At 43.0% G+C, this 24,848-nt stretch carries 27 protein-coding genes; 14 read left to right on the forward strand and 13 right to left on the reverse strand.

All coding sequences use genetic code 11. The features are described 5' to 3' along the window. Positions 1-3,405 (forward strand): hypothetical protein (locus tag H6H03_RS40885; RefSeq protein ID WP_242058157.1); only part of this gene is annotated, 3,405 nt, incomplete at its 5' end. A gap of 75 nt (positions 3,406-3,480) precedes the next feature. Next, positions 3,481-4,239, forward strand: coding sequence for a tetratricopeptide repeat protein (locus tag H6H03_RS35935; protein WP_190959783.1), 759 nt, complete (start codon positions 3,481-3,483; stop codon positions 4,237-4,239). Between the two features lie 30 nt (positions 4,240-4,269). On the opposite strand, the gene H6H03_RS35940 is transcribed toward H6H03_RS35935, so the two are convergent. Beyond that, positions 4,270-8,664 (reverse strand): strawberry notch family protein, encoded by a 4,395-nt coding sequence (locus tag H6H03_RS35940; RefSeq protein WP_242058158.1) that lies wholly within the window; start codon positions 8,662-8,664, stop codon positions 4,270-4,272. Positions 8,665-8,740: 76 nt separating this feature from the next. After that, positions 8,741-9,250: a hypothetical protein gene (locus H6H03_RS35945; protein ID WP_190959784.1), complete on the reverse strand. Its 510-nt coding sequence runs from the start codon at positions 9,248-9,250 to the stop codon at positions 8,741-8,743. Positions 9,251-9,546: 296 nt separating this feature from the next. Here H6H03_RS35945 and H6H03_RS40890 point away from each other — a divergent pair, with 296 nt between their 5' ends. From H6H03_RS40890 to H6H03_RS36000, 12 genes are all read left to right on the forward strand, one after another. Continuing rightward, entirely contained in the window at positions 9,547-9,807 is a 261-nt protein-coding gene (locus H6H03_RS40890; RefSeq protein ID WP_242058159.1) for a hypothetical protein, read from the forward strand. Next, a complete protein-coding gene (locus tag H6H03_RS35950; protein WP_190959785.1) occupies positions 9,779-9,919 on the forward strand; it encodes a hypothetical protein in 141 nt (46 codons plus the stop codon). Before H6H03_RS40890 ends, H6H03_RS35950 begins: the two co-directional genes overlap by 29 nt. Before the next feature lie 83 nt (positions 9,920-10,002). Further along, complete coding sequence (locus H6H03_RS35955) at positions 10,003-10,701, forward strand: tetratricopeptide repeat protein (RefSeq protein ID WP_190971738.1); 699 nt, start codon at positions 10,003-10,005, stop codon at positions 10,699-10,701. A 224-nt stretch (positions 10,702-10,925) separates the two neighbouring features. Then, positions 10,926-11,543, forward strand: coding sequence for a ParA family protein (locus H6H03_RS35960; protein ID WP_190952952.1), 618 nt, complete (start codon positions 10,926-10,928; stop codon positions 11,541-11,543). Next, complete coding sequence (locus H6H03_RS35965; RefSeq protein ID WP_190959787.1) at positions 11,486-12,484, forward strand: ParB/RepB/Spo0J family partition protein; 999 nt, start codon at positions 11,486-11,488, stop codon at positions 12,482-12,484. The genes H6H03_RS35960 and H6H03_RS35965 overlap by 58 nt, the downstream gene beginning before the upstream one ends. Before the next feature lie 124 nt (positions 12,485-12,608). After that, entirely contained in the window at positions 12,609-13,118 is a 510-nt protein-coding gene (locus H6H03_RS41905; RefSeq protein WP_313932017.1) for a hypothetical protein, read from the forward strand. A 38-nt stretch (positions 13,119-13,156) separates the two neighbouring features. Beyond that, positions 13,157-13,672, forward strand: coding sequence for a hypothetical protein (locus H6H03_RS35975; RefSeq protein WP_190959788.1), 516 nt, complete (start codon positions 13,157-13,159; stop codon positions 13,670-13,672). Positions 13,673-14,012: 340 nt separating this feature from the next. Further along, complete coding sequence (locus tag H6H03_RS35980) at positions 14,013-14,954, forward strand: ParM/StbA family protein (protein ID WP_190959789.1); 942 nt, start codon at positions 14,013-14,015, stop codon at positions 14,952-14,954. Between the two features lie 20 nt (positions 14,955-14,974). Then, the gene (locus H6H03_RS35985) at positions 14,975-15,280 is read left to right on the forward strand and encodes a hypothetical protein (protein ID WP_190959790.1); all 306 of its coding nucleotides are present in this window, start codon (positions 14,975-14,977) and stop codon (positions 15,278-15,280) included. A gap of 120 nt (positions 15,281-15,400) precedes the next feature. Beyond that, positions 15,401-17,650, forward strand: coding sequence for an SF1B family DNA helicase RecD2 (gene recD2, locus H6H03_RS35990; RefSeq protein ID WP_190959791.1), 2,250 nt, complete (start codon positions 15,401-15,403; stop codon positions 17,648-17,650). A gap of 156 nt (positions 17,651-17,806) precedes the next feature. After that, complete coding sequence (locus H6H03_RS35995) at positions 17,807-18,235, forward strand: GFA family protein (protein WP_190959792.1); 429 nt, start codon at positions 17,807-17,809, stop codon at positions 18,233-18,235. A gap of 41 nt (positions 18,236-18,276) precedes the next feature. Continuing rightward, positions 18,277-18,873, forward strand: a complete 597-nt coding sequence (locus tag H6H03_RS36000) for a hypothetical protein (RefSeq protein WP_190959805.1) — start codon at positions 18,277-18,279, stop codon at positions 18,871-18,873. A 520-nt stretch (positions 18,874-19,393) separates the two neighbouring features. On the opposite strand, the gene H6H03_RS36005 is transcribed toward H6H03_RS36000, so the two are convergent. The 11 genes from H6H03_RS36005 to H6H03_RS39970 form a co-directional block, all read right to left on the reverse strand. Further along, the gene (locus H6H03_RS36005; RefSeq protein WP_190959793.1) at positions 19,394-19,678 is read right to left on the reverse strand and encodes a hypothetical protein; all 285 of its coding nucleotides are present in this window, start codon (positions 19,676-19,678) and stop codon (positions 19,394-19,396) included. Continuing rightward, positions 19,663-19,983, reverse strand: coding sequence for a hypothetical protein (locus tag H6H03_RS36010; RefSeq protein WP_190959794.1), 321 nt, complete (start codon positions 19,981-19,983; stop codon positions 19,663-19,665). Before H6H03_RS36010 ends, H6H03_RS36005 begins: the two co-directional genes overlap by 16 nt. After that, a complete protein-coding gene (locus H6H03_RS36015) occupies positions 19,977-20,390 on the reverse strand; it encodes a hypothetical protein (protein ID WP_190959795.1) in 414 nt (137 codons plus the stop codon). Before H6H03_RS36015 ends, H6H03_RS36010 begins: the two co-directional genes overlap by 7 nt. Then, positions 20,303-21,829, reverse strand: a complete 1,527-nt coding sequence (locus tag H6H03_RS36020) for a hypothetical protein (RefSeq protein ID WP_190959796.1) — start codon at positions 21,827-21,829, stop codon at positions 20,303-20,305. Before H6H03_RS36020 ends, H6H03_RS36015 begins: the two co-directional genes overlap by 88 nt. A 3-nt stretch (positions 21,830-21,832) precedes the next feature. After that, the gene (locus H6H03_RS36025) at positions 21,833-22,120 is read right to left on the reverse strand and encodes a hypothetical protein (RefSeq protein WP_190959797.1); all 288 of its coding nucleotides are present in this window, start codon (positions 22,118-22,120) and stop codon (positions 21,833-21,835) included. A gap of 3 nt (positions 22,121-22,123) precedes the next feature. Then, positions 22,124-22,318, reverse strand: coding sequence for a hypothetical protein (locus H6H03_RS36030; RefSeq protein WP_190959798.1), 195 nt, complete (start codon positions 22,316-22,318; stop codon positions 22,124-22,126). 2 nt (positions 22,319-22,320) lie between these two features. Beyond that, positions 22,321-22,761 carry a hypothetical protein gene (locus H6H03_RS36035; protein ID WP_190959799.1) on the reverse strand — a complete coding sequence of 147 codons (441 nt, stop codon included), beginning with the start codon at positions 22,759-22,761 and terminating at the stop codon, positions 22,321-22,323. A gap of 9 nt (positions 22,762-22,770) precedes the next feature. Continuing rightward, positions 22,771-23,106 carry a hypothetical protein gene (locus H6H03_RS36040; RefSeq protein ID WP_190959800.1) on the reverse strand — a complete coding sequence of 112 codons (336 nt, stop codon included), beginning with the start codon at positions 23,104-23,106 and terminating at the stop codon, positions 22,771-22,773. Positions 23,107-23,171: 65 nt separating this feature from the next. After that, positions 23,172-23,690, reverse strand: coding sequence for a hypothetical protein (locus H6H03_RS36045; protein WP_242058160.1), 519 nt, complete (start codon positions 23,688-23,690; stop codon positions 23,172-23,174). Positions 23,691-23,696: 6 nt separating this feature from the next. Further along, positions 23,697-24,131: a hypothetical protein gene (locus tag H6H03_RS36050; RefSeq protein WP_190959801.1), complete on the reverse strand. Its 435-nt coding sequence runs from the start codon at positions 24,129-24,131 to the stop codon at positions 23,697-23,699. 495 nt (positions 24,132-24,626) lie between these two features. After that, on the reverse strand, positions 24,627-24,848 hold a 222-nt coding region (locus tag H6H03_RS39970), incomplete at its 5' end, for a hypothetical protein (RefSeq protein WP_206758003.1).

Here is a 24,848-nt window from a genome sequence, read left to right on the forward strand (position 1 = left end):
GGGCTGTGTGTTTCTAAGAACAAATACGTTGAAGACCGTTTAGCCCCAGATGGTACACTTTTACAAGGAATTATCGTCGTCAACGATGAAGACCACAAGCGGATACAGGCAAGAGCTGCACAATTAGAAGCACAAGGAATTGATGTTGATCTTGTAGACCCAGAAGAAACAGAATCAGAACGACAAGCACGCGATTACGATGGGGATTGCGTTGGTGTAGCACAAGCTAGTTTGTACCCCAACTTGACAGCGGAAGCCGAGCGTAGGAACCAGCCTGAAAACGCCTACGCCCCCACAAAGAAGTCGGAAAAAGAATCGTTTTACGATCCGGTAACTGGAATACAACGACCCTTTGAAGAAATCGCTATTCACATGAGCGATCGCATCAGTGTGGGGATCATTAACAATCAGGTAACGGCGACCGAAGCGCTGGAATCGGAAATTGAAATCCTTAGAACTTATGGCACTAATGAACAAAAATTAAATTATATTCGCCAAGTATCGACTCATTACCAAACACTATTTGAACAGGAAAATGGCGAAAAGTCGAAACCAATCAGAGAAGAATACAAACCATTAATGCAACAGTTTGTTGCACTCGCCCAGTCTCAAACTCCTGAAGCGATAGAACAAGCCGCAGATGTTAATCGCCTTCTTTACCGCCAAGCTACTGAAGAGGGATGCTACCAAAACCAAATAGCAGTCGATTTATTTAAAAGTTCTAAAAAACCAGAAATGGGTTTAATCAGGGAAAACAGCCGCTACTTGTATCGTGATGTTAACTATATTAAAGATAAAAAGTCCCGTTCAGCTTATTTAAAGGAAGGGATTACACCTACTGGTTACTCTCCTGTAGAACTAATTATTAATCAAACTAATAAATACTTTCAACAATCACAACTTGAATCTCGCCCCATAGTTCAATTCAGCGATTTATTCAACGGCGTTGAGTTCACACCGCAACAAAGGTTTAGTGCTTACACAGCCAAATACGAATTCGATAAGTTATACAACGCCGCCGTAGCAATGGAGAAGGGACGCCAGACACAACGAGGCCCCACTGCCATCATCCAAACGCAGCAGGGGTCGAAGCTCGAAATCACAAACCTCCTTCGCTACAAGCATCCAGGAATATGGAAGGCGCAAACTATCAACCTGAAGCTGGTTGAAGATAATCAAAGTAACAAATTACTAGCTCTAGCGCAGATCGACAATGAACTTGGTGACAATAGCCAGCCTAAATACCGTAGACTAGGCACACTCAGCCCCCAGTCTGTTGAGGAACATGGACTCAAGCCAGGGATGACAACCAGTAACGCCAAGGTAGTTGAATTTCGACCCGAACTGACTAGAGGGCAAACCAAACTAATGTTTTCACAGGCTTATAAGTTTGCTCAAGAATTTCGCGCTGGCATTCCAGAAAAAGAGCGATTGTCAGCTGCTGCGGCGGCGTGGAATGTTGGGGCAGCTCGGCAGGATGAACTAGAAGATAAACAGTCAGATAAAAGCTCTATCCAGAAAAAGACTCCCAACTTTGTGTTCGCGGCGTTTGGTGATGAAATCATCTCCCGGCTTTCACAGATGCAATTTACTCAAGTGAGAGTGGGGACTCTGGGGAATGAGGCGAACAACTTCAAGGATAAAACTTGGAATCAGGATGAGAAATACCCAATTGAGATTAGGGCATCACACCATCCACCAGAACATGAACGCCATGCTTCGAGATTGGTATTTGTCCAAGATAGTGATGGTGAATACAAAGAATTTGCACCACTAGAGCCAAGAACGGGGCAATTACCCATCGGTACAAAGGCGATGGCTAATGTGTTACCAGGGGAAACATACACAGCCTCTGCCACAATTTCTTTGACAGGGACTGAGCCAATAGACTTTACCATCCGAGAAATTAAGAAGTTTGCTCATGCCGAAAAAGTTTTCCATGCTCAAGAGGTAATGTTATCAATTGGGACAGTACCAGTACCGAATGAAACAGTAAAAATTAAGTTGGATGGTAAAGTGTTGGGAGAATTAGATGCTGATTCTGTCAAACAGCTTCAAGCATTTAATTATGTTAAAGATGGTAATCCCCTCAATTTAAAACTAACAACTATTTCCGACAGTAAAAATTATGCGTTTTTAATTGCTGAATCTCCCAATGGCAATTTACTGAAGATTGATAAGATTAATTCTTATGATTATAAAGGTGAGATTTTTCGTGACGCTGAATATAGAAAAGTCAGCTTAGAAGTGCCACCATTGAAAACAAGAGATGCAGTATTTTTGGATGGGGAACCGCTTGGGGCGTTACATTTTAAAAAGGATAAAGAAGCTCTCAAAGAATTGGGAGTTTTGAATTTTGGAAGGCTGACTCCAGTACCAGCGACATTGCAAAGTAATATCTCAACAACAATGGTTGTGAAAGTTGACCCGGATACCATTGAATATCCTGAAACTTGGGTGAAAGAGAATCAGGCTTTCTCTCAGCAGACAATCAACTCTGAACAACTGGCAGCAATACAAACAACCGCGCCAATTTTGTACAAAATAAAGGAACGTCCAACTATTCTTTTTGCAACACCAGAAGATAAATTATTAGGATTAACTCAGTTAGCTGTGGATAATCATAAAGTTGAGACTGTCACCAAGTGGCTTACCGACAAAAACATTGCAATTGCCCAAGTGCCAAGAGAAGATGTACCATTGGAAACCAAGAAGGGATTGGCTGTTTTTACCTTGGCTAACTCGACTATCCCTGAGCCTGTCTTTGATGCAATGACTCTTAAGTTTGGGAATGTAATTGAGTCCTCCGAACAGTATCAAGAGAAAGTGCTTACGCTGCCTGACCGACCAAAACATTTGAAGCCGCCACAGTCAATCGTTAGTACATTACAGGTTCAGGCATCAAATCAAACGCCACAACCGCAGCAGCAAAACAAAGCCACACCCAGCCAAGAATCTCAAACCGTAACCATCGACCATCTGCGCTCGTGGTACATTGCGGCTGATAATTTAAGCAAACCAGAAGCCTATAAGCAACGCATTGTCGAAATCGCCAACGAGTTTAAGGCAGGCGGTCAGTTGTCGCCCCAGGCAATGGAGGCAATGGAACAAGACACACTCAGCCGAGTTGTCCAAATTTCTCAGAAAATAGCATCAAACTTGGGTCAGCGTGAAGAAGATGGTACTACCCGTGTCGCCGGAAAAATCTATGATTTGTCCCTGAATTCTGAGCGTAGGGATTTAGCTCTAGCCCACAGAAGCGGCGATGTAATTCTACGCGTGCAATCTGGGCAGGTGCAAGTTAATAATTTAACGCTAGAGGTGTTGCGGGATTTTGAGAATGCGAATTCTAAACTTAATGAGGTTTTAGAAAGCAAAAAACAAACAGTAGGATTGCAAAGGTAAGTAAGGAGATTGCTGGCAGTTTCTACCAGTAAACATGATAAAATTTTCATAATAAATATATAAAAACATAAATCTATGGAAGCAAATTTAGAGCAAGCACAGGCTTTCTATGAGCAAGGGTTAGAACATCTGAAAGCGAAAGATTTAAAAGCCGTTGCTGAATGTTTTGAAAAAGCATTAACCCTTAACCCAAACTTTGCAGAAGTTCATAATGCCATAGGATTAGTTCAGTTTGGGATTGGTAAATACGAAAATGCGATCCAAATGTTTGATAGTGCGATCGCTCTAAATTCAAATCTGGCAGAAGCTTACAATAATCGCGGTTTATCGCGTCTGAAAGTCTGCCATAAGTCTGAGTTTGCAAAGGTTGTTGAGGATTACGATCGGGCGATCGCACTCAATCCAAATCTGCTGGAAGCCTATCTAAATCGGGCAGAGATTTACAAAAACTACATTGGTGATTTTGAGGCGGCGATCGTAGATTATAGGAAAATAATCGAGCTTGATCCTAACCGTATAGAACCTTATATTAACATAGCAAACATTCATTTTATCTTAGGAAAATTAGAAGAATCACTAGCAGAATTAGAGAAGGCAATATCTTTACATCCTGATTGCCCAGAAGGTTATTGTGGAAGAGGAACAGTGAGATTTCATTTAGGAAATAAAGAGGGAGCTAAAGAAGATTTATTTAAGGCTTTTTCTATGTATGAAGCACAAGGGAATGTAATTTACTGTATGTTTACAAGAAGCTTAATTATGGAACTTTTTCGAGATTACGAAGTTCATAAAGATTTGTTTGAAATTGAGAACTCAATAGCAGCAAGAAAATGAGCCACTCTATCAACAGAGTGGCTCAAGTGATTACCCCAAAATCCCCATCACAGCAGCCAGAACAGCAGCAGCCCTTTCGCCAGTTGGCACAAACACCCGCTTGCGCCATTGAATAATTTCCGTGAAACAACCCACAGCCACAAGTCGGTCTGCCAAGGATAAAGCATCGACTAGTTCTATGCGAGGCTCACCAGCAACTCTAGACCGCCGCAGTGTAATTCCTCGGGGTAGTTGTTGTGAATACTTCTCATTCAAGACTAGTGAAACCAGTTCTGTGGGACTTAGCAACTGGTTCTTCAGACCAAGTTGCTCTCGCACAGTTTGGATATCCTGAGCATTGACTACTCGACCGAGAATTTTCTGACCATCCAAAGTTTGCAACCGAAATACTCGACTACTGGATTGTGGTAATATCTTCCAAATCGGTAACAAAATGCCTGTTACCAAATGCAGGTAATCGGTAGTGAATCTGGGTAGCGCGTCCACTTCCTTTGACCACGCCGCAACAAACGTATCAGCCGAAGCCTGCTGCCAAGTGGAAGATTCTAATTGTTCAAGTGGTACACGGGTTTCTTTTTGCGATGGCGAACCGCCCGCCGTAGGCGATCGCACCAACAAAACCCGTGGAATAACACCACCATCACTGTCGAATAAGCTATGTGTCGGAATTGACACAGCAGCATGGCCAGACTTTTCATTGACCATAAGTTGCCCCTGGTACTTGGCAGCAAACTCAAGCATCTCGTCAGCAGTTTTGATGTTGTTCTTCTGAGTGCGTTCTAGCTTGAGATAGTTTGTTACGCTACCAGTGGCAGGGTGAGTGTACACAGCTTCTTGGCTTTCGACGGTAAATTTATCAGCCCGTAAAGTCTCCACACCCACCTCATAAATTCCTGCGGCGATCGCAGCTTCGATTTGTTGGCTTAACAAAAGTTCAAAACGCTCGAAAATGAGATTCTGCATATCAATTCGTAGAGCCAGCAAGCGGTTGAGGAATTGCCGTAGGGGTGGGAGGTCTATCTTCATGCCGCCCTCATGGGAAGTGAGGTTAAGTCCGGTCATCTGCTCGAACTGCCCTAGTGAAACTTCAACAAACCTGCCTTGATAAATCTGCTTGAACAATTCATACAGGGCGTGTTCGGCGTAGTTCGATTCAAGGTTATCCTTAGCCTCAAATATGCCATTGCCCCCAGTTTGACGCTGCCCACGAGTGAGTGCGCCCAAGCTGTCCAGCCGTCGAGCAATAGTACTGATGAATCGACGCTCACCCCTAACATTCGTAGTCACAGGTCGGAAGATGGGTGCAGATGCTTGGTTTGTGCGATGCGATCGCCCAAGCCCTTGAATAGCATTGTCGGCTCTCCATCCAGCTTCGAGTAAATAGTGCGATCGCCTTTTACGATTTTGTGCGTTCAGGTCGGCATGGTAACTGCGACCAGTACCACCAGCATCGCTAAAGATGAGGATTTGCTTATCTCCCTGCATAAAAGCGTTAGTTTCTGCAATGTTAGCGCCAGAACCACGAGAATCAACAAACAAGCGTCCATAATCGTCCTTCAACACCCGTTTGCTGCGACCAGTAACCTCAGCTACTTGTTTGTGACCGAAGTGCCACAATAGTTGTTCTAAAGCACCGGGAATGGGGTCAAGGCTTGCCAATCGGTCAATAAGGGCATTTCTTAAGGCTACAGCTTCAGATGAAACAATCGGAGAACCATCGGCATCGAAAGCCGGTTCCGACCTTTCCTCACCTTCAGGTGATGAATGAATGGAATGCAGATGTACGGGAAACGCACTTAACAGGTAATCCATGACATACTCACGGGGAGTCAGGTCAAGATTGAGATCCTGCCATTCTTCGGGTGCAACTTCATTGAGTCGGCGCTTAAGCAACTCCTCGTTAGTAGAAACTATCTGGATGACAACAGCATTAAGAGCAGCTAAATCTTGCTCAATTGCTTTGATCAGCATGGGACACTTCATACCTGTGAGCAAATGGTTAAAGAACCTTTGTTTATGGCTTTCAAACTGCGACATAGCAGACATTTTAGCTGCACGGTTGTAAGTTTTAGCACCAGTGATATTACAAGCTTCCAGTGCTTGATGAAGGTTATTATGGATGATTTGAAAGGCATCGGCGTAACCATCATAAATCCGTTCTTGAGTAGGAGTGAGTTCGATTTCTAACATTTCATACTCAACCCCGTCGAACGACAGCGATCGCGCTAAATACAGACCCAATGCCTTGAGATCCCTAGCAACAACCTCCATTGCTGCAATACCGCCAACTTCAATGGACTCCACGAAATCCTCACGCGAAGAAAACGGGAAATCACCACTGTGCCAAAGTCCGAGGCGATTGGCATAGGAGAGGTTAGAGACTTTGGTTGCACCAGTCGCGGAGACATAGACAACCCGTGCCTGGGGTAGAGCATTTTGCAACCGCAGCCCGACTATACCCTGCTGAGAAGCTGCAACCATACCCAGCGTTCCCTCTTGCGCCATCGCATTTCCCATACTGTGGCACTCGTCAAAAGCTATTGCCCCCTCAAAATCAGCACCAGCCCACTCCACAATTTGCTTAAGCCGACTTTTGCCGTTCTTCTGAGATCGCAGTGTAGAATATGTGCAGAACAGAACGCCTTTTGTGAAAGGGATAGGTTCGCCAAGCTTGATATTTGAGAGGTCGATGATATCTTTTTCATTACCTCCGAGCGCACACCAGTCTCTACGGGCATCTTCGATTAATGCGGCACTTTTTGATACCCAAATGGCTTTTTGTCTGCCCTGACACCAGTTATCTAATATAATACCTGCACATTGCCTACCCTTACCAGCACCCGTCCCATCGCCAAGGAACCAGCCACGACGAAATTTCACGGCATTTTCTTCGCCCTGTGCTGCCACAGACACATTATCCCATGAGTCATCTACCAAATAAGACCCAGACAGAAATTCGCTATGTGCTTGACCTGCGTAAATCACGCTCTCAAGCTGTGCCTCTGACAACAAGCCTTGTGAGACAATGTTTCGTGGGAGATGTGGTTTGTACGTGGGAGCCGGAGGCGAGACAAGTGCTAAAGCTGCGCTCTCACAGAGCAATGAGGGATGGGGTAGGGCATCCTTGATTCTGATTCGCTGTGGTCGGTAGGTTTCGTAAAGCGTATCTTTCAAACCCTCACTAGCCGTCCACTCGATAACCTCATATTCCAGAACAACCACATCGGGAATTTCTGCGGATGGTTCTGGTTGTGCTACTGTAGTACGTTTTGTTGGTAGTTTAACTACCTTCGCTGCAACGACAGCAGTTTTCATAGTTGCAGCATTCCATTGCGATGCCTGCGGCAACGTCAAAGACGAACGCTGTTGTAATTGCTCAATCAACGCCAGCAGTTCGGGCAAGTCCAAGGTTTCTCTAATACAGGGGATGTCGCCTTTGTTATTAGCCGGAACCTTATCAATCACCGTAATCCGGGTTTCTGTAGTTGTCCCATGCTTGGCGTAAGCTTTCCCACTGACTCCAACCGAAAGCACCACACTGGCAAATTCCTGCCACTTAACGAAAGTCTCGCGCCAAGTGGGATTATGAGGAGAGAACCAATTGGCTGTGATTGTCACCAGTCGTCCACCATCGCACAGCCTTTGTAGTGCAGAGTTGATGTGGCTCTTTGTTGCGTCGGGATTGCGATCGCTTACCTTGGGCGATGACGAGAATGGCGGATTCATCAGCACAACCGAGGGCTGAGTCTTGCCTGCCAGATAATCGTTGATTTGTTCGGCATTCACAGAGAATAATGGTGTGCCAGGGAATAGCCGACGCAGAATCTTCGCTCTATCGGGTGAAAGTTCGTTGAGCATAAGACTTGCGCCTTGGAGGAAAGCGAACTGAGCCAGAATCCCAGTTCCGGCACTTGGCTCAAGGATGAGGTCTGAAGGAGTAATTTGTCCAGCTATTGCCACCAGATAAGCCAGGGGCAAAGGTGTGGAAAACTGCTGAAGCTGAATTTGCTCCTCACTCCTCCGGGTGTGAGTAGGACAAAGCGACTCAAGCCGTTGCAATTCTTCTAAGGGGTTTTGTGGTATTCCCTTTTGTCGCAGGTAAAGGACAAGTGCAACTTCAACAGCCTCATACGCATCTTTCCACAACCACTTGCCCTCTGCGGCAGTGCCGTGAAAGTGGCGATTCATCTGCGATTGAATCGCTCTGGTTGTAATTGTCTGGTTATTAAATAAATATTTGGCAAGTTCTTGTCCCGCGCTAACAATAGATTGCCCGTAATCTAAGACTGTTTGTACATCGAAGAGTGAGCCTTGGATTGCGCTGATCATGACCATTATATAGATATAAATTTCCAAAAAATTTGGCGTAGCCGCTTGAACTACGCCTTCTTCAAATCGAGCCTTATTATTGGAGTTAAGAACCATCTCCACTACTACACGCGTTCACCATTGGCGTTGGTTGCTCCCAGCGTTCGCTGTGTTTGAGAACCAGACTGTGAGATTAAGCCACAGCCTTGTTGCGAGACTTACGAGGCGTTACGGCAGTTTTGGGCTGGCTAGTTTTGCTGGTTTTGGTAGATTTTGGTTGAGCGGATTTAGTAGATTTCTTGGTTGCCGCTTTCGCTTGCACTTGTGGTGCTGCTGGCGGTAGCAGTTTTAATGTAGAGAGCTGAAGTACAACAGGCTGGTGTTGTATTGGGGTTGATTGAATGTCTGTGGTAAGTTCCCAAGGGTCAGGCAGTTGCGCCAACTGTGGTTGTTCCCAAAGGTTTGGTGTTATTGCTGGTTCTGGTATTGGTGCGGCGACTGGCTCTTGTTGAAGGGCGAGTGCTGGTATTGGTGCGGCGGCTGGCTCTTGTTGAAGGGCAAACGCTTTGGAACTTGTAGCGACAGGTGCGATTGCCAAATATGGTAGCGAGAACAAGCCGTTTACGAAATCCATGACCATAAGACAGACGAAGCCCATAACCAAAATTTGAATTGTCCAGTTGAGTACGATTTGAATATCCATTGTTTTTCTCCTGAATATGAACAGTTTTTCATTGACCACTAGCGAAGCGTTTTAACTGCACGCTTTTGAGAGATTTAGGAAGTAGTAAAAGATTTAGGTACAAATTCTAGGTGTGAAGAATTGAATTTGTACAAGCCTGATATTCCTTAAAAATTTGGCGTAGCCCAAGGTAGAAATTGCCCAAAAAACCTGTAGTGATAACTCGACCGAAAGGCTTAAAAGTAGAGTTCAAAAGGCTAAGATTCAAGTCAAGCGGTTAACTACGTTCAATTATTTAAGCCGCAGCAAGTTAAACAATGGCAAGCAAAGAAATTCAAGTCAAAGAGTACACCGTTCGAGCGCACAAACGTCAGATACACACGCGCGTTTTTAACTTCATCTGTAAGCAGTGCGATCAATCAACTTTTCGTGAGACGTATGGCCCACGCCCCCTGTACTGCGAAACCTGTCGTCCTCCAGGGCCGCCTAAGAAGTCTAAAGTGACTGCACCAGCTAAGAAAGGTAAGCCTAGAGCTAAGGTTTATCGAAGTGATGTGGATTTTCAGAAGTCGTCGTGAGGCGATCGCTGACTATGAGCAAAATGCTTCTGGACAATTGCTGGACAGAAGCATTGAGTGTGATTTGCTTGAAAGGGGGATTTTCCCCGGTTATCGAACAATTGTACTATAAGGGGAGTTCAAAACTCTCTATTGGGAATCCAAAATCATAATCTTTGTGTTTGAGCGAGTAGAAATTCTCAACCTATCTTAGTGATGCAACGGCAACAGACAATCCAAACCTATCTTCAAGCCATCGAAATTTACAATGCCGCTTTGAGGTTTACCCCCCAAGATTGGAAAATTCTCAAGCGCAAGGCCAGGGCTTGTGAACAGCTATCCCAACTATATTCTGAGCAACAGCAATACGAACATGCTATCGATACTTTAAAGCAAGCTGTTGCTGGATATGAGATGGAGTTTTCTCAAACTCCAAATGATGCCTTAAATATTAGCTATCTGGGAACGCTCATCGAACGATTAGCCGAGCTACAGGTAAGCCAAAAGCAGTATGCACAAGCATTTGATTCTTACCAACAAGCTATCTCCACCTATGATAAAGCGATCGCACTCTGGGTAGATGATTCTGGTAATCATGCGCTCAAAGCTGGTGCATTAACATCATTAGCTGATTTACAATTGCTTCAATCACAATACACACAAGCTCTCTCGAACTATCAACAGGCTGTGGCTTGCTACAATACTTCACTATTGCTCAAGCCATTAAAAGGCGTTGAACTAGATCGGGCGGGAAGTTTACAAAAATTGGGGAATTGTTTTTCTCTGTTATCTCAAAATTCTGAAGCACTTGAGTGTTATCAAAGTGCAATGAAAGTGTTTAGTCAACTACCTCCAGGGAATAGGCATCTTCGCTCTTTAACTCAGCAGATGCAACAGCTGAGTAATACTGATTAAATAATTTAGTCATGAGAAAGTTTGCATTTAGCGGTAAGAAAATCTAAAAAAACTCGCTATGTGGGTTTAGCATCGAATATGCTTAGGTTTTTAAAACTGACCCAAAACATTTTGGGTCAAAAAGAAAAGTCATTTAATAAAAGATTCTAATTTACTCAAAAATCAAGACAGAGCCAGATAAAATTTTTATTCAATTACAACTAGCAAGTAATGGGAACAAAACCTTGACGACTAAATTTGTAACGCTAACTTCCTTCAAAGGAGGCGTGGGTAAAACTACTTCAGCAATTTGTCTGTCTTGCCTGTTCGCTCAAGAAGGGTATAAAGTTTTACTGATTGACTACGATCCTAATCGTTCAGCAACAGTTTGGAGTTCTCGCGATCAACTTCCTTTCAAAGTTGCTACAGAGAACACTGCTAATCGCCTAATGGCAAAAGAGAAATTTGATTTTATTGTCATTGATACACCAGCGAGGCCAACGTCGGAAGAAATCAAAGAGCTAGTTGATGGATGTGATTTACTATTGGCTATTACAACTCCGTCTGCTCTTTCAATTAGTGCTTTGAATATGATGGTTCAAAGTTTTCCCCCAAAAACAAAATTTTATGTTTTACTGACTGTGATGCCTCCCTCATCAGAGCCAGATGGTGAAATTGCTTTTCATACGCTTAAAGAGCAGGGCTTACCTGTTTTAGAGCAAGGAATCCAGCGTTTGAAAGTTTACGAACACGCAGCTGCTGAGGGAAAACCAGTGTATGAAATTAAAAGAGGAGGAAAAAAAGCATGGGAAGATTGGAAAGCACTAGCAAAGCTACAACCAATCAAAGAATTGCTAACTTAAAGCAGATTTTAAACTTTACTCCAGGATTAGAAGAGAACGAGGTAAATCAAGGTGAATCAACCCAGGATTCCTCGGTGGTATGGGTTAAGCGTAGTCAAATTCATTTGACGTTTAGTTTTGTGCCAGATGGCCAACCTGTACGCTACTACTACGATCCAGAAGAGTTAGAAGCTTGGGCGTTAAATGACTTAAAACCAAATGGAATTCATTCTCCATTATGGGTTCGTCCGCTTAAAAACGGCAATCCTGATGAATACGAGCTTGTTGCAGGGAAACGCCGTTATCATGGTTCTGAGTTTGCCCAAATCGATCCGCTGCCTGTCCGAATATTTAATTGGAACGATATTGAGGCGTTCAAAGCCTCACTTGCAGAAAATAAAAATCGTCGAGATTTTAGTGCATTAGAAGATTTAGATGCGATTCTTAAACTTCTTGCTATAAGTATCGAAGGAACTGTTGAAGAAGCAGTAAGTTTGCTGTATCAGATGGACAATCTTAAGCGTCGCTCAGGTATAGAGCGTGTTTTAGCTCATCCTCAATACGAAATCATTCAAGCTATATTTGATTTCTTCGGCGGAATCAGTTGGGAATCTTTTGTTAAAAGCCGATTACCATTGCTGAAAAAACCTCAAGAAATTCTACAAGCTGTGCGTCAAGGGAAAATTGAATATACTAAAGGGTTAGAAATTGCCAAAATAAAAGAACCTAAAATTAGACAAAAGTTGTTAGAAAAAGCCATCGTTAATAAACTGCCACTTGCAGAAATCAAGAAACTCACTCAATCTCATAAGCCAAGTTCGCAAAATTCAATACAAAGTCGCTTTGACCTAACTTACAAAGAATTTAGGAAGTCGTTAAAGAAAATAGAAAACAATCCAGAACAGCTTCAAAAAGCTCAAAACTTATTATTTCAGATAGAAGAATTTGTGAAAAATAATTGACCCAAAATGTTTTGGGTCAACATAAGCAAGAGAATAATTGAACTAAACCCTTATTTCTTCCTTGCATCCGCTAATAAGCTTGTATTCACCTAACTTAGTAAAGCTGACTGTTTCAAAAGTTTCTATGAAATCTACTAAGCGACCATCTAAACCACTGAAACAGCAGCCGTCTGCTCAAACTCAGCCTCAGTCTCACCCAAATTCTGCCGATAACCCAACAGAACAATACCCAGAGCATCAGCCCGTCTCTAATCCTGATGAGCTACCGCAGCAACAAAATGAAGTGGCGATTGCTGACGCGACTACTAACCCGGAACAACAATCTAAACCACCCAGACCATCAAAACCTCGAACTCAAAAGCTAGAGTTAAGAGAGCGGTTTCAACACGTCAAGTTTTTAGACTGTAATAAACCAGTAGGACGAGTAATTTTTGAATGCTGGCACTGCCAACAAGGGATAATTAGCGAGTTTAGGGGCGAACCCATAATGGGAGAGTTCAAAGGACGACCTTCCATCTCTCTGGTGAACGTTGAATGCCCTAACTGCGGTAAAACAGCAATCAAGCTAAGTACGGGAGAGATACTATCAACAACGGCAATTCCTTCACCTTGGAAGAATGATAGTACTATCTAACTTAAGAATTAATTGTCAGAAATAGCCAGCTATGAATAATGCCAAAGTTGACCTGTTTAACTACACAGTTAATTGTACTAGCAACTCTGAGCCTGACAAGTTGCAGCACGACTAGTGTTGAGCAGTACGAAGCGACAGCACTTACTAGCTATACATGGCAAGTAAAGTATGCCAATAACTTAACTAATGCACCACAGCCGCGAATCGAAAGCTTTGCAGCTACATCAGTACTAAACAAGAATGGATTGAAACCAGCAGGAGCAGTTGTTGGCCCCGACGAGCAAGGACTATGGTGGCCGACTTTACCACCACGTCCAAGTATTGATGAAGTGGAGAAACGTAAAAAACCTCAAGAAGAAGCAAGCAAACCAGAACTACAGAAAACGGTGAAATATCAAATTACTTATGGCGTGGGCGAGCAGCAGAAAACGCTACCTACTAACTATGATGTTTACCGACAGGTAGTAAAGGCGTACCCGTCCAAGACTCCTTTGGAATTAACTTTCGGATTAAATGATGACTCGGTAGAAAAGGCTGAACCAGTTAGTAAATAGTCCTCTAACAAACTAGCTCTTTAACAAACTAGCGCAGAAGCTATTCTCCGTGTCTGGTAAAGAAACTTAAGCTTTCAAGTAAAAATTCTCTATCTTCTACACAGAGCGATCGCGCTTCGATCCAAAACTAGTTAATCCGCAGTCCAGTTTTTTCAAATACATAAAAATATAATAACAAAGTCAAAAATGAAAAATTGTCAATGGGTGTCAAATAGGGATTATATAACACCCAAAAACTAAAATTGATTAATAGGGGTTAAATAGGTGTTAAAAAGGGTACAATTATAACTCATTTAGGGTATCCTCAAAAAGTCCTGATTTTATGCCGCAAATAACCCCAATGACGAACATCCATGCACTGCAAAAAATTTTTCCGGCAGGCTTTGATAATGGCTATGGTAGCCTGAAACTTTTAGTCGATGGCTTTGAAGTTGTAAGAGTCCCCAGCTATATTTCTACAGCAGACATGGAAGATGTTCCAGGGAGAGTGGAGTTTAACGGGACAGCTTACACAGTTGGAGAATCTGCTTTTCGTGCTGGAAATCATTTTGAACGCAACACAGACAGCAATGAAAACAAAATCAAGAATGCTCTGACGACGCTATTGGGAGCATTAGCACATTTGCCACACCGCAAAGCTTGGCATTTGAAATTAGTCGTCAGCTTGCATGATATCGCTTTAGCAAAAGACTTAACAAAAGTCCTCAATGGAGAATATCTTGCGACACTCGCAGGCAAACCCTCAGAGGTCAAGGTAGAAGTGCTAAAAGTGGTTCCCGAAGGAATGGGGGCATTGTTTGGGCGTTCCCTTCCCAAAAAGTTAACAGTGATTGACTTTGGTAATGGCACAACACTGTATTCTCGATACACTCAAGGCAAACGGGAAGTACACACACCTTATCCAGTAGGCGTAGAAGTCCTCATCGATGAGATTGCCCAAAAAATGAAACATCTGAATGGGGGTAAAGTTGGGGATGCATCAAAGGTGCGATTTTGCTTAGAAAACGAACACACCAGATATAGTCGTGACATTGATATCAAAGATGTCTACTTGGCTTGTTTTAAGGATTGGTATGAAAAATATTTGAAAAAAGTAGTAGGTATGGCACTTGATGCCAAACACCAAGGCGATGAAATCTGGGCAATAGGAGGCGGCTGTTTGTTGCCAGGGTACAAAAAGCTGTTAGAGAAAAATGGCTTCAAAGTCATGGACAATCCGGTAGAGGCTAATGCAGCCGGGTTATTGGAGATGGCCAAAGCGATAGCCAATAAAAATTCTTAAAAATTCAGTAGGAAAAAGCAATGTTGAATAATCAAGATAATGTCTCAGACAAAGTACGCATCAGAAATAGTTATCGTCAACGCATAATAGCAGAGGCTAAACAATTAGACAAAAGCTATTTGGAGACGGTTCATTTCATCATAGACTGCTATTTTGCATTCAAAAAAGGAGTGTTGAATATACAGCAACCAATAGCTTATACATCCGATTTCAATCAGGCTGAACCCAGCCAGAATCAAGCCCAACAGATTGTTTCAACTTTAGCAAAACACCAAAAACACCAAGATTCTGTTGATGAAACATTCAGCTTGGATTTTGAGTTGTAACTTCTCTAAGCTAGATTTCCACAGAAGCGATATCACGAGAGCCACACTCAAAATAGTAATTATGTACTATAATAAACTAACTTCTTAGTTTATAATGATGTGCGGCATTTTTGAACACTAATGTCCACGCCTTTAACTCCAGCTACTCAACCCCTAAATGCCACCCCGCACTACGAAACTATCACAGGGGTAGTCGAACGCCTGACGTTTCATTCCGAAGAATCAGGCTATACTGTAGCGCGTCTAAAGAGTTCGCGTTCTACCGACCTGACCACAATCGTCGGCAGTTTCGCCAATATCCAACCAGGGCAAACACTTCAGCTAACCGGATTCTGGCGAGAACATCCTCAATATGGGCCACAATTCCAAGTCACTAACTACCGAGAAACCAAACCAGCAACACTTACAGGAATCGAGAAATACCTCGGCAGTGGGTTAATCAAAGGTGTTGGCCCGATCACAGCCAAACGCATTGTTGCACACTTTGGTTTAGAAACACTCGAAATCATTGAAAATCAGATTGACCGACTCATCGAAGTTCCGGGCATAGCCAAAAAGCGGATCAAGCTCATCAAGAACGCTTGGGAGACACAAAAAGCCATCAAAGAAGTGATGATATTTCTGCAAAGCCACGGTGTTTCAACAACTTATGCAGTGAAGATTTACAAGCAGTACCAAGATAATGCGATCGCCACAGTAACCTCTAACCCGTACCAACTAGCAACCGACATCTACGGCATTGGGTTCCTCACCGCCGACAAGATTGCTCGTAACTTAGGCGTACCAACGGACTCCCAATTTAGATACTGTGCTGGCATTATCCACGCATTGAGTGAAGCAGCCGAAGATGGCCACTGCTACTTACCCCAGCCAGAACTTATTGAGAATGTCATCAAACTGCTGACAACTGATGACCATCAGCCTACCGTTGATGCGATCGCTCACATAATTAAAGAGATGTCAGCTAGGGAGGAATTGATTAGGGAAAGCGTTAAAGAAAATTACGGTGAAAGGTTGCTGCTGTGCTACAAACCAACGTTCTTTCATACCGAGATGAATTTGGCGCAGATGATATCTCGACGGTTAAGCCAGCCGATTGTACAGGATATGCCCCGCGTTCGCGCTTGGCTAGAGCGTTTTATGGCTAGTCGCAAAATCCAGCTATCGCTACAACAGCAGAAAGCAGTTGAGATGGCAGCTTATTCTCCAGTTATGGTACTCACTGGTGGGCCGGGAGTTGGGAAAACATTCACAACGCACACTATAGTTTCTCTGTGGAAGGCGATGGGTAAAACAATCGCCCTGGCAGCACCAACGGGAAGGGCAGCACAACGGTTATCAGAAATGACCCAACTTGAGGCGAAAACCATACACCGTTTGCTAGAATTTGACCCGAAAACAATGGGCTTCAAGCGCGACCATGAAAATCCGTTGCCACACAACGCAATTATTGCGGATGAAGCATCGATGCTGGATCTGTTCCTGGCACATTCCTTGGTGAAAGCTGTAGCACAAGGAGCGCAACTATTATTGGTAGGCGATATTGACCAACTACCCTCAGTCGGCCCTGGTAAAGTGTTGGCAGACCTAATCACTTCACTGCAAGTACCAGTAGTGAAGCTAACACAAGTATTCCGCCAAGCCCAACAGAGTGCGATCGTCACCGCCGCGCACCAAATCAACCAGGGTGACTACCCGATAATGGAGCCAATCAGCGATAATCCGCAGTCGGACTGCCTATGGCATGGTGGAGGTCATCAGCCAGAACACGGGGTACAGGCAATCTGCGAGTTAGTGAGCGAGTTCATTCCACGGCTTGGTTTTAATCCAGCCACGGATGTGCAAGTGCTGTCTCCGATGTCACGGGGGCTGGTAGGTACTCGGAACTTGAATGCAGTTTTGCAGCAGCTGATCAATCCACCTGCACCTCTTAAAACCGAGATTAGCCGAGGCGGGATGATTCTGCGGGTGGGCGATCGCGTGATTCAGCAGATGAATGACTATGACCGCGAGGTGTTTAATGGGGATTTGGGAACCATCCTGAGTATTGATACGGAAGAACAAGAGGTGACTGTTGAGTATAGTGGACGAAGAGTGGTTTACGACTATGCGGATTTGAATGAAATTACTTTGGCGTTTGCTACCTCAATCCATAAGTCGCAAGGAAGTGAGTTTCCAGTGGTGATACTTCCTCTATATATGCAACACTTCATGATGCTGACACGCAATTTGTTTTATACAGGATTGACACGTGCAAGGAAGTTGGCGATTGTCGTCGGCTCAAAAAAAGCAATATCCCTGGCTGTAAGAACTACAGATGACCAACAAAGGTACACTAGACTGTGGCAGAGGCTGTTGCAGCCAATTTGATCGTCATCAAATAATAAACTGGACTGTTCACAAAAGCAGTTGATGACATTGCTAAGTAATGTAACTTAAAGAGTAAATTGTCCCTAATATAAAGGTGAATATCTAGAAAGAACTATTCTAATAAATGTATTTCATTTCACCACATCGGAAGGCGATATGTCAGATAAGAATGAAGGCAAAGGAAGTTGCCTGTGTGGAGCAACTCGTATTTTTGTTAAGACAGTGAGTAAAAATATTGGCGGATGTCATTGCCAAATGTGTAGAAAATGGGGAGGTGGCCCCTTGTTAGTAGTCGATTGCGGAAGTGAAGTCTCGTTTGAAGGTCAAGAAAATATTACGACATTTAATTCGTCTGAATGGGCTGAACGAGCCTTTTGCAAGCAATGTGGTACTCACCTATTTTATAGATTAAAACAAAACAACCAGCACTTCATCCCTGTGGGGCTATTTGAGCAGTCGCCAGATTTTGTGTTCGATCATCAAATATTTATTGATGAAAAACCAACATATTATTGCTTTGCAAATGAAACAAACAATTTGACAGGAGCCGAGGTATTTGCTCAGTTTGCTCCGCCAAACATTTAACGAAAAAGATAGTAGAAATGGGTTGTACGATAGGTAAACTGATGTCTTACAGCGATTTTACCCTCAAGAAAGTGAAAGCTGAATTTAACCTCACCATAGTTGAGCGTCCCACTTTTGTTGAGGAAGTTGAACCTATAACTCCTAGCGAGTTGTTATCTACATTTCTGGAAAAGCACTTACCATTAGCTCTAGCAGTGAACACGGAAAAAGCAAGATCTGAATGGTTGATATCTCCAATTCTTTTAGAAATTAAGGATACGCTATCTAATCATATTAGCTTATTTTCAGGTACAGATTTCACGGTAGATTCTTCGCTAGGGCTAAACGGAGTTTGTGATTTTCTCATTAGTAAATCAACAGAACAATTATTTATTGAAGCTCCGGCTGTGGTAATAGTAGAAGCTAAAAGGGAAGACTTAAATGCCGGGTTAGGACAGTGTATTGCCTCAATGATTGCTGCTCAAAAATTTAATGAGCAAAATCATACTCAAGTTCCGACAATTTACGGAAGCGTTACTACAGGCGATCGCTGGAAATTTCTCAAGTTAGAAGAAACTATCGTTACTATCGGATTACTGGAGTATAACATTCCTCCAGTTAATCATCTGTTGGGGATGTTGACGAGCTTTGTATCTTAATATCTTTTGTGAAAAAGTAGGAATTACTCAATCAGTCCATTTCTATCAACAGACTGCACAAGCAACTGCAACTGCTCAAGCAATTGTAGGCTTTTGACTTTGTTAGGTTTACGTCTACGAAATATTCGGAACTTCCTTTTATTTTTCGTCGGGCTTCTCCGGTTGCAGAACTGCGATAAAATTTCCAAGTTAGTTAATTTCTGATTATTTGCAATATTTCAAATAGTTTCTCAGGAACTTCCTGCGGCGTAATAATTCTTTGCTTTAAGTAGGTTAGTGTTGAAAATTGTCGTTATGACAAGGCAGCTTTGCTGAGGGCAGAAGGGAAGAGCTTTTTGGGCAACTTGACTTTTCTTTACATATTTTGGTTTTTTACCCTGTTCTACTTACTTGCTGCAAAAATATTTTAGGAATATCAACGGCTTCATCAAAAGAACAGTCGAGTTGGGCTTGGATTTTTCAAACCAGCTCGGTCATTAAGTCTAGGGTTTCGAGTGAGTGCTGCATAATATTCTCAGGTTCACAACCCCGGAAACAATCTCCCCCATACTGAAGCTTTCTTTCCTTCACTACCTGTCTCAAACACACTCTCGAATCCCTGATGACCAGCCTGAGTTTCCAGGGTGTTGATCTTGTGGATCATTAGAGCAAATTCGGGGTTTTCGCTAATTAATTCATCTTCCAGTTCTAATTCTTGCTGTAACAGTTGAGCATTCCGATGCGAGAAGCGCCGCTGATTGTGCCGGCGGCGGATTTGTTCTTCTGTGAGCGGCAGTTCTTCTTCAAAGTTCAGGTCGTCGTACATTTGTCCTTTTCAATTAATCCAAAATATTCGGCTGATATCTCCATCAGGTATGTTAGGGCTAGGCAGTTGCCGTAGTGGGTGTAGATTTGGGCGATTGCTTTCAAAACTTCGGGCAAATTTTCGGGTGTGACTTGTTGGAACCGCGCAGCCAAGTGGTATGCTGAGTGTTCGTTTTCGGATTCCACAACTGGTACATCTTCTGCCCAGATTATGAGTTGCCGTCTGTTTAGCTCTGCCAAGCTTTCTGCATTGATAGTATCAACAATTGAGTCGGGTAGACAGCGAATTAATAATTTAACTACCAAACTATACCCCCATATAAAAGCTCAAAACCAAGTTGTAAACGCTTGATATATTCTTCAGTATTTCGATTGCTCCACACTGGGTTAGTTCTACTTTTAATCCAGTTATTTGGAGAATGTGCAACTTCGTGGTGACATTTTTCGCATAGTGGGAACCAGTTAATTCCAAACTTATCGTTTTTGGTGTACTCGGTATGGTGCATTTGGGTGGCTTCTGCTCTTAAACAGCAACAACATTTACTATGGGCTTGTCGATGTTGTTTGTGAGCGATCGCCACCTTCTTCTTATACTTTTTGATATCACCATACCGCGCATTCCAGCCTAATTGTCTGAATCGGGAAAGCCGAGATTTTCTAGTAGTAGAGTTACCCCTTTGGAGTTTAACTCTTGCCCCGTTAGTTCTTGCCATTTGAGCTTGATTTCTTGATAGCTTGGTTTGCGTCCTAGTTGTTGAACCCACAGCTTAATTTCTTCATACCAATCAATATCAACACCTATTGAATTATCGCCACTGCTTTCGTCTAGGGGGTGTTGTTTTTGCTCCATACCTTGAATATCAAATTCAGGAATCAGAGCAATGAATGGATTACCACGAGTCGGAATCACCAGCGCATACCTAACACCAGCCTTGTCCAACAACTCGCAAGCTTGGCGTAACATTTCCAAAACGTCTTTCTTGACATTCACGAAATCTTGGGGATGCTCCAGAATGTAAGCAGATGTTTGTCCTAATGCTAGAAAACACACATTCTTCAAAGATGGGCGGCTAAATCCAGTTTCCCCTGAAAGTGGGGACTGGCCCATGAAAATTCCGTGGCCTTTGAGTCCGGCGGTAAATTTGATGATGTAGTTCCAAAATCCTTGCAGGTCTTTGGCAGTGTCAGGAGTGACCATTCCTGGCAGTCCTTTGCCACCACCGTAGACGCTATCTACTTCATCCTGCAACAAGAATAATTCTGGTACACCAACACAAGAACCACCAACAACAGCGACTCGCTTTTTTTGCTCATCAATCTGCTGTGTGGCAAAAGTTATCCAATTGGATAATTTCGCCATGCCATCAAACTTCTTGGTGAATTGACACAGCCACCGCGTCACTTCATCTTTAGGGTCACAGCCAAGTACAACTGCTGGCGACTGGGATTTGGCTGCAATCTTATTGACGATTACACCAGCCAAAGTAGACTTACCAGATTGTGTCCCGCCACTAATATAAAAATGGTGGTTAGCACGTTTAGTCATATCGTGGTTGACCGCAACATCGCACAATTGGTCTAGCCATGCAGCATCCAGCCGAATATATTCAGGATACTGCTGTGCGATCGCCCTTAAAACTTGCAATGCGCCAGGATTGACTACCTGTTGCACGATATCTTCATCAATGCTGGCAATGTCCGGGTTAGGGATACCAGGGCGTGGAGGTAATTGTTGTGCTGGTGGTGAGGGAAGAGTTACCAAACCTTGCAACTGATATTCAGCTATCCACCTGGGACGCTCAGCAACAGGGAGACGATTCACATATTGTGCGACTCGCCGCTTGGCAGTGATCGCTGTAGTCACATAATTGTATGCTGCCTGACCTTGCAAATGTTGTTTGAGTGCTTTGAGGTCAGCTTCTAGCAAAGACTTGTAAACTTTTTCCTTACTTTCGCTGATTTGAGCGGATACTCCAAACAAGCCAGCACTGAGTGTCCCAGCGCCGAGTAAGATTCCGGTTGTTACTCGGTCAGTATTTAAGAAAAAAGGAGCAGACAGACATAAGACTGCACTCGCCCCTAAACTGCATAAGATAGTCCGTTCTGCATAAATTACACTACTGGCAGTTAGTCGTTCCAGTTCAAAGCTCATAATTTATCGCACCCCTAACGCAACACCAGCACAAACTAAAGTTAGAAAGGCAAACAGAAATATTACCCCAGGCATCAAGCCGATGGTGAAAGTCTTGCGGTTAAATCCAAAACCTTTAACAACTAATCCACCAAAGTTGAATAACCCCAGAAATATACAACAAATGGAGATTATGCCGATAAACCAAAGAACATATCTACTGACAGGGCTAGCAACTGATAAAAAACCCATCAGCATCGATAGCCCCACCCCACACACTGCATATCCAATGAAAGATAATTTTAGTTGCATATTTTAAGGAAGGTTTGGTTTTTTACCTTGTTTGATTGGGCAACCACGAGCAATAATGAATTGTTCTGAATTTTTCAGTTGATAACACAGATTATCGTACAGACCATAACAATAATTATTGAGGTCTGTGATTTGGTTAGGGCGCGTATTCAAGCCAGGAATAACGTGATTAATCACTAAGTAAAATTCGTGAGTCATAGTCAAAATCGGAATGAATCTCCCACTTCATCAAATGCTTTCTCGTAACCTCCAAGCTGCCGTTGTTGTTCTTGCGAACCGAAAGCATGACGGATGACTGCCTCCCCATGCTGCGCTCTGGTACGCTGTAAATCTTCTTCGACCTTCATCGCTTCTTGTGAGTAAGCCAGTTGGTTTTTATACATTGTTGCCAAGTTTTGTAACTGTTTGAGTCTGTGACGTGAGAACTTGGTATGTAACCACTGCTGTGCTTTGAGAGTTCCCGATACCTCTGCTTGATCCAATACTTGCTGTGCTGTAGTATAAGCAGGTAACGTGTAGCGATCGCGGATTGTTGATGGAATATTACCATCTATTTGGGTGGCATCCCCAACTCGTAAATCAGTTGAGACTATACCTTCATTCTGACTACCAAATAATCCTGGTAACCATTTTCCTAACATAATTTTCTCCTATCTAAAGTTGGTGTTGGTGTAAGTTTGCTGCACTTGCTGTACTTGTGAGCCGATATAACGAGTCACACCATATATCCCCATGAACGAAAACATCAAAACGGTCAAAGCAGCGATCGCAGTTTGAGCCATCATTCCTCGTTGCATCAATTCCTCAATCTGTCTGTTGGAGTGCGATCGCGCTTTTGATTCATCAATAAGTTGCTGGACGACTAGGAACTCTTCTGTTGTCAGGTTTTCGAGTGTTAAGCCGGACAGGTTCAACTCGCCGTCCTTCTTCAGGTGAATATTGAATTGTTTGTGACGAGTTTGAGTTTGTTCTTGTTGTTGCTCCATGTATAGCCACGCCCAATACAAGAATTAATAGCAGCAGATTCAGTACTGCTGCAACGCCGATCAATTTATTCGGTCGCATCTGCATTGCTAGCAGAGAGATAGAACGATGCAATCTCCTGACCGAAACGAAAAAAGGCTTCTGGCTCCCCCTTATAATCTCTGGCGTACTCCGCGATTTCTGCAAGATATTCGTTGGTTACACCATCTAAATCTTCAATAGTTTTTTGTGCCTCCCTATGGGCGAACTCTCTGACTCCTTGGCTAATGCCAGTGCTGAAAGCAGAAATTTCTTCTAACTTCTGTTTTGCTTGGTTGGCAAGAGCGATTTTGTAATCGTCCATACTCTCTTGCGCTTTCTTGGTTTTGGCTTTTGCTCTTTTAGCTGCTTTCCCATTCCTGCCATTAGTAGTAGCAAGTGTACCAGATTGTCCGCGCTCAAGAATTATTTGATCGGCGACAGACATAGCATCATCATCAGCTAATGTATCCCAATCAAGACCGCGCTTTTTTAACTCTGCCAATAACTCTTCATCTGACAGATTAATATCATTACCTTGCAATAAAGAACGTAAAACTTCCATCATTGACTCCTAGTTACGAATGTTCTGATTTTCCGGAAATCTAAATGTGGTCTGAGAAACTAATTTAACAATCCACTTTTGAATTTCATAACTTGTGTAAACTCTATCAACGCTAAAAGGGCATTTTATCTCCTGCCCCCAACGGTAAATAGTTGCTATAGAAGGATGTGGCTTTAATCGCTGGAGCGCAAGTCGTAACTCATCACCTTTACAAACCAACTTAGGAAGATTATCCAGAAAGAAACGATAGCGATTTACATCAGCGATTCTAATAGCTTTATAAGGATTGCGTTTCCTCAATTCCCCATAAGCTTTGACTTGCGACATGAAACAGATATCGTTTTCGTCTTTGATGTTCAAGCGCTTTTTAACTCTTTGCCAAGTCCGGTCACATACCTTTGTGCCAAGCGCTCTCTGGTACTCTAACCTCAATTTAGATGCCATTTCCTCCTCTTTTGCGACAAACAAGATTTTTTTTCTTAATCGCTTCTATCCCTTGGTCAATCAGGAATAGGACTCGCCGTGAGAACCTCTAATTGGATTTAATGATGAGAATTTTATTGGTCATAATCCCCAAACCCCTTTAATGCCGTAAAATTTTGGTTAGTTTCAGCGACAAATTCTCATGGCTTGTCGCTTCATACATATAAAAATACCCGCTTTTGTTGGGCGGGTCATTACTTGATTAACTAATAGTTAATAAACAGGAGTTAGGAGTCAGGATTCAGTAATCAGAATGGTATTAGAGGTGGATTCAGACCTGCACTTTTCTTGTTGACCATACTTCCACCTTGTTTTGTTACCACCAACTTTTCTTATTTTGTGGGTTGCTAGAATATCGGTTATTCATCTGTTCTTTGGTTAGAAGACCCAGCTTACTTCTTTCTAACTTCTGACTTCTGACTTCTGGCTCCTGACTTCTGACTCCTATTTCGACAATTAAGCAATAAAATTTCGTTTAAGTTCATAGAGCCGAGCTATTAAAACAAACTTAAGCATATTCCGTGTTCTCTCAGGCATCTGAGGAAATTTAATGCCGGGCCCCCATTTGATCTGCACTGTTTTGAAAGGTACATCCAGTTCTCTTGAAAGAATTGAACAGTACTCTTTAAAAATTCCGCGTTCGCTCTCAAGGCATTCTACTGACTCCAGAGACATTCC

It is taken from the genome of Nostoc paludosum FACHB-159, assembly GCF_014698835.1.
Classification (GTDB): domain Bacteria; phylum Cyanobacteriota; class Cyanobacteriia; order Cyanobacteriales; family Nostocaceae; genus Nostoc; species Nostoc paludosum.

Excerpts from the sequence above, each read along its gene's own strand:
- H6H03_RS35985 (WP_190959790.1), top strand. The coding sequence starts at position 14,975 with ATGTTGAATAATCAAGATAATGTCTCAGACAAAGTACGCATCAGAAAT.
- H6H03_RS35980 (WP_190959789.1), top strand. The coding sequence starts at position 14,013 with ATGACGAACATCCATGCACTGCAAAAAATTTTTCCGGCAGGCTTTGAT.
- H6H03_RS35965 (WP_190959787.1), top strand. The coding sequence starts at position 11,486 with ATGGGAAGATTGGAAAGCACTAGCAAAGCTACAACCAATCAAAGAATT.
- H6H03_RS36005 (WP_190959793.1), bottom strand. The coding sequence starts at position 19,678 with ATGTACGACGACCTGAACTTTGAAGAAGAACTGCCGCTCACAGAAGAA.
- H6H03_RS36025 (WP_190959797.1), bottom strand. The coding sequence starts at position 22,120 with ATGCAACTAAAATTATCTTTCATTGGATATGCAGTGTGTGGGGTGGGG.
- H6H03_RS36040 (WP_190959800.1), bottom strand. The coding sequence starts at position 23,106 with ATGGAGCAACAACAAGAACAAACTCAAACTCGTCACAAACAATTCAAT.
- H6H03_RS36015 (WP_190959795.1), bottom strand. The coding sequence starts at position 20,390 with ATGGCAAGAACTAACGGGGCAAGAGTTAAACTCCAAAGGGGTAACTCT.
- H6H03_RS41905 (WP_313932017.1), top strand. The coding sequence starts at position 12,609 with ATGAAATCTACTAAGCGACCATCTAAACCACTGAAACAGCAGCCGTCT.
- H6H03_RS36045 (WP_242058160.1), bottom strand. The coding sequence starts at position 23,690 with ATGATGGAAGTTTTACGTTCTTTATTGCAAGGTAATGATATTAATCTG.
- H6H03_RS36050 (WP_190959801.1), bottom strand. The coding sequence starts at position 24,131 with ATGGCATCTAAATTGAGGTTAGAGTACCAGAGAGCGCTTGGCACAAAG.
- H6H03_RS35995 (WP_190959792.1), top strand. The coding sequence starts at position 17,807 with ATGTCAGATAAGAATGAAGGCAAAGGAAGTTGCCTGTGTGGAGCAACT.
- H6H03_RS36035 (WP_190959799.1), bottom strand. The coding sequence starts at position 22,761 with ATGTTAGGAAAATGGTTACCAGGATTATTTGGTAGTCAGAATGAAGGT.
- H6H03_RS36000 (WP_190959805.1), top strand. The coding sequence starts at position 18,277 with ATGTCTTACAGCGATTTTACCCTCAAGAAAGTGAAAGCTGAATTTAAC.
- H6H03_RS35945 (WP_190959784.1), bottom strand. The coding sequence starts at position 9,250 with ATGGATATTCAAATCGTACTCAACTGGACAATTCAAATTTTGGTTATG.
- H6H03_RS35975 (WP_190959788.1), top strand. The coding sequence starts at position 13,157 with ATGCCAAAGTTGACCTGTTTAACTACACAGTTAATTGTACTAGCAACT.
- H6H03_RS36030 (WP_190959798.1), bottom strand. The coding sequence starts at position 22,318 with ATGACTCACGAATTTTACTTAGTGATTAATCACGTTATTCCTGGCTTG.
- H6H03_RS35940 (WP_242058158.1), bottom strand. The coding sequence starts at position 8,664 with ATGGTTCTTAACTCCAATAATAAGGCTCGATTTGAAGAAGGCGTAGTT.
- H6H03_RS35935 (WP_190959783.1), top strand. The coding sequence starts at position 3,481 with ATGGAAGCAAATTTAGAGCAAGCACAGGCTTTCTATGAGCAAGGGTTA.
- recD2 (WP_190959791.1), top strand. The coding sequence starts at position 15,401 with ATGTCCACGCCTTTAACTCCAGCTACTCAACCCCTAAATGCCACCCCG.
- H6H03_RS35955 (WP_190971738.1), top strand. The coding sequence starts at position 10,003 with ATGCAACGGCAACAGACAATCCAAACCTATCTTCAAGCCATCGAAATT.
- H6H03_RS40890 (WP_242058159.1), top strand. The coding sequence starts at position 9,547 with ATGGCAAGCAAAGAAATTCAAGTCAAAGAGTACACCGTTCGAGCGCAC.
- H6H03_RS36020 (WP_190959796.1), bottom strand. The coding sequence starts at position 21,829 with ATGAGCTTTGAACTGGAACGACTAACTGCCAGTAGTGTAATTTATGCA.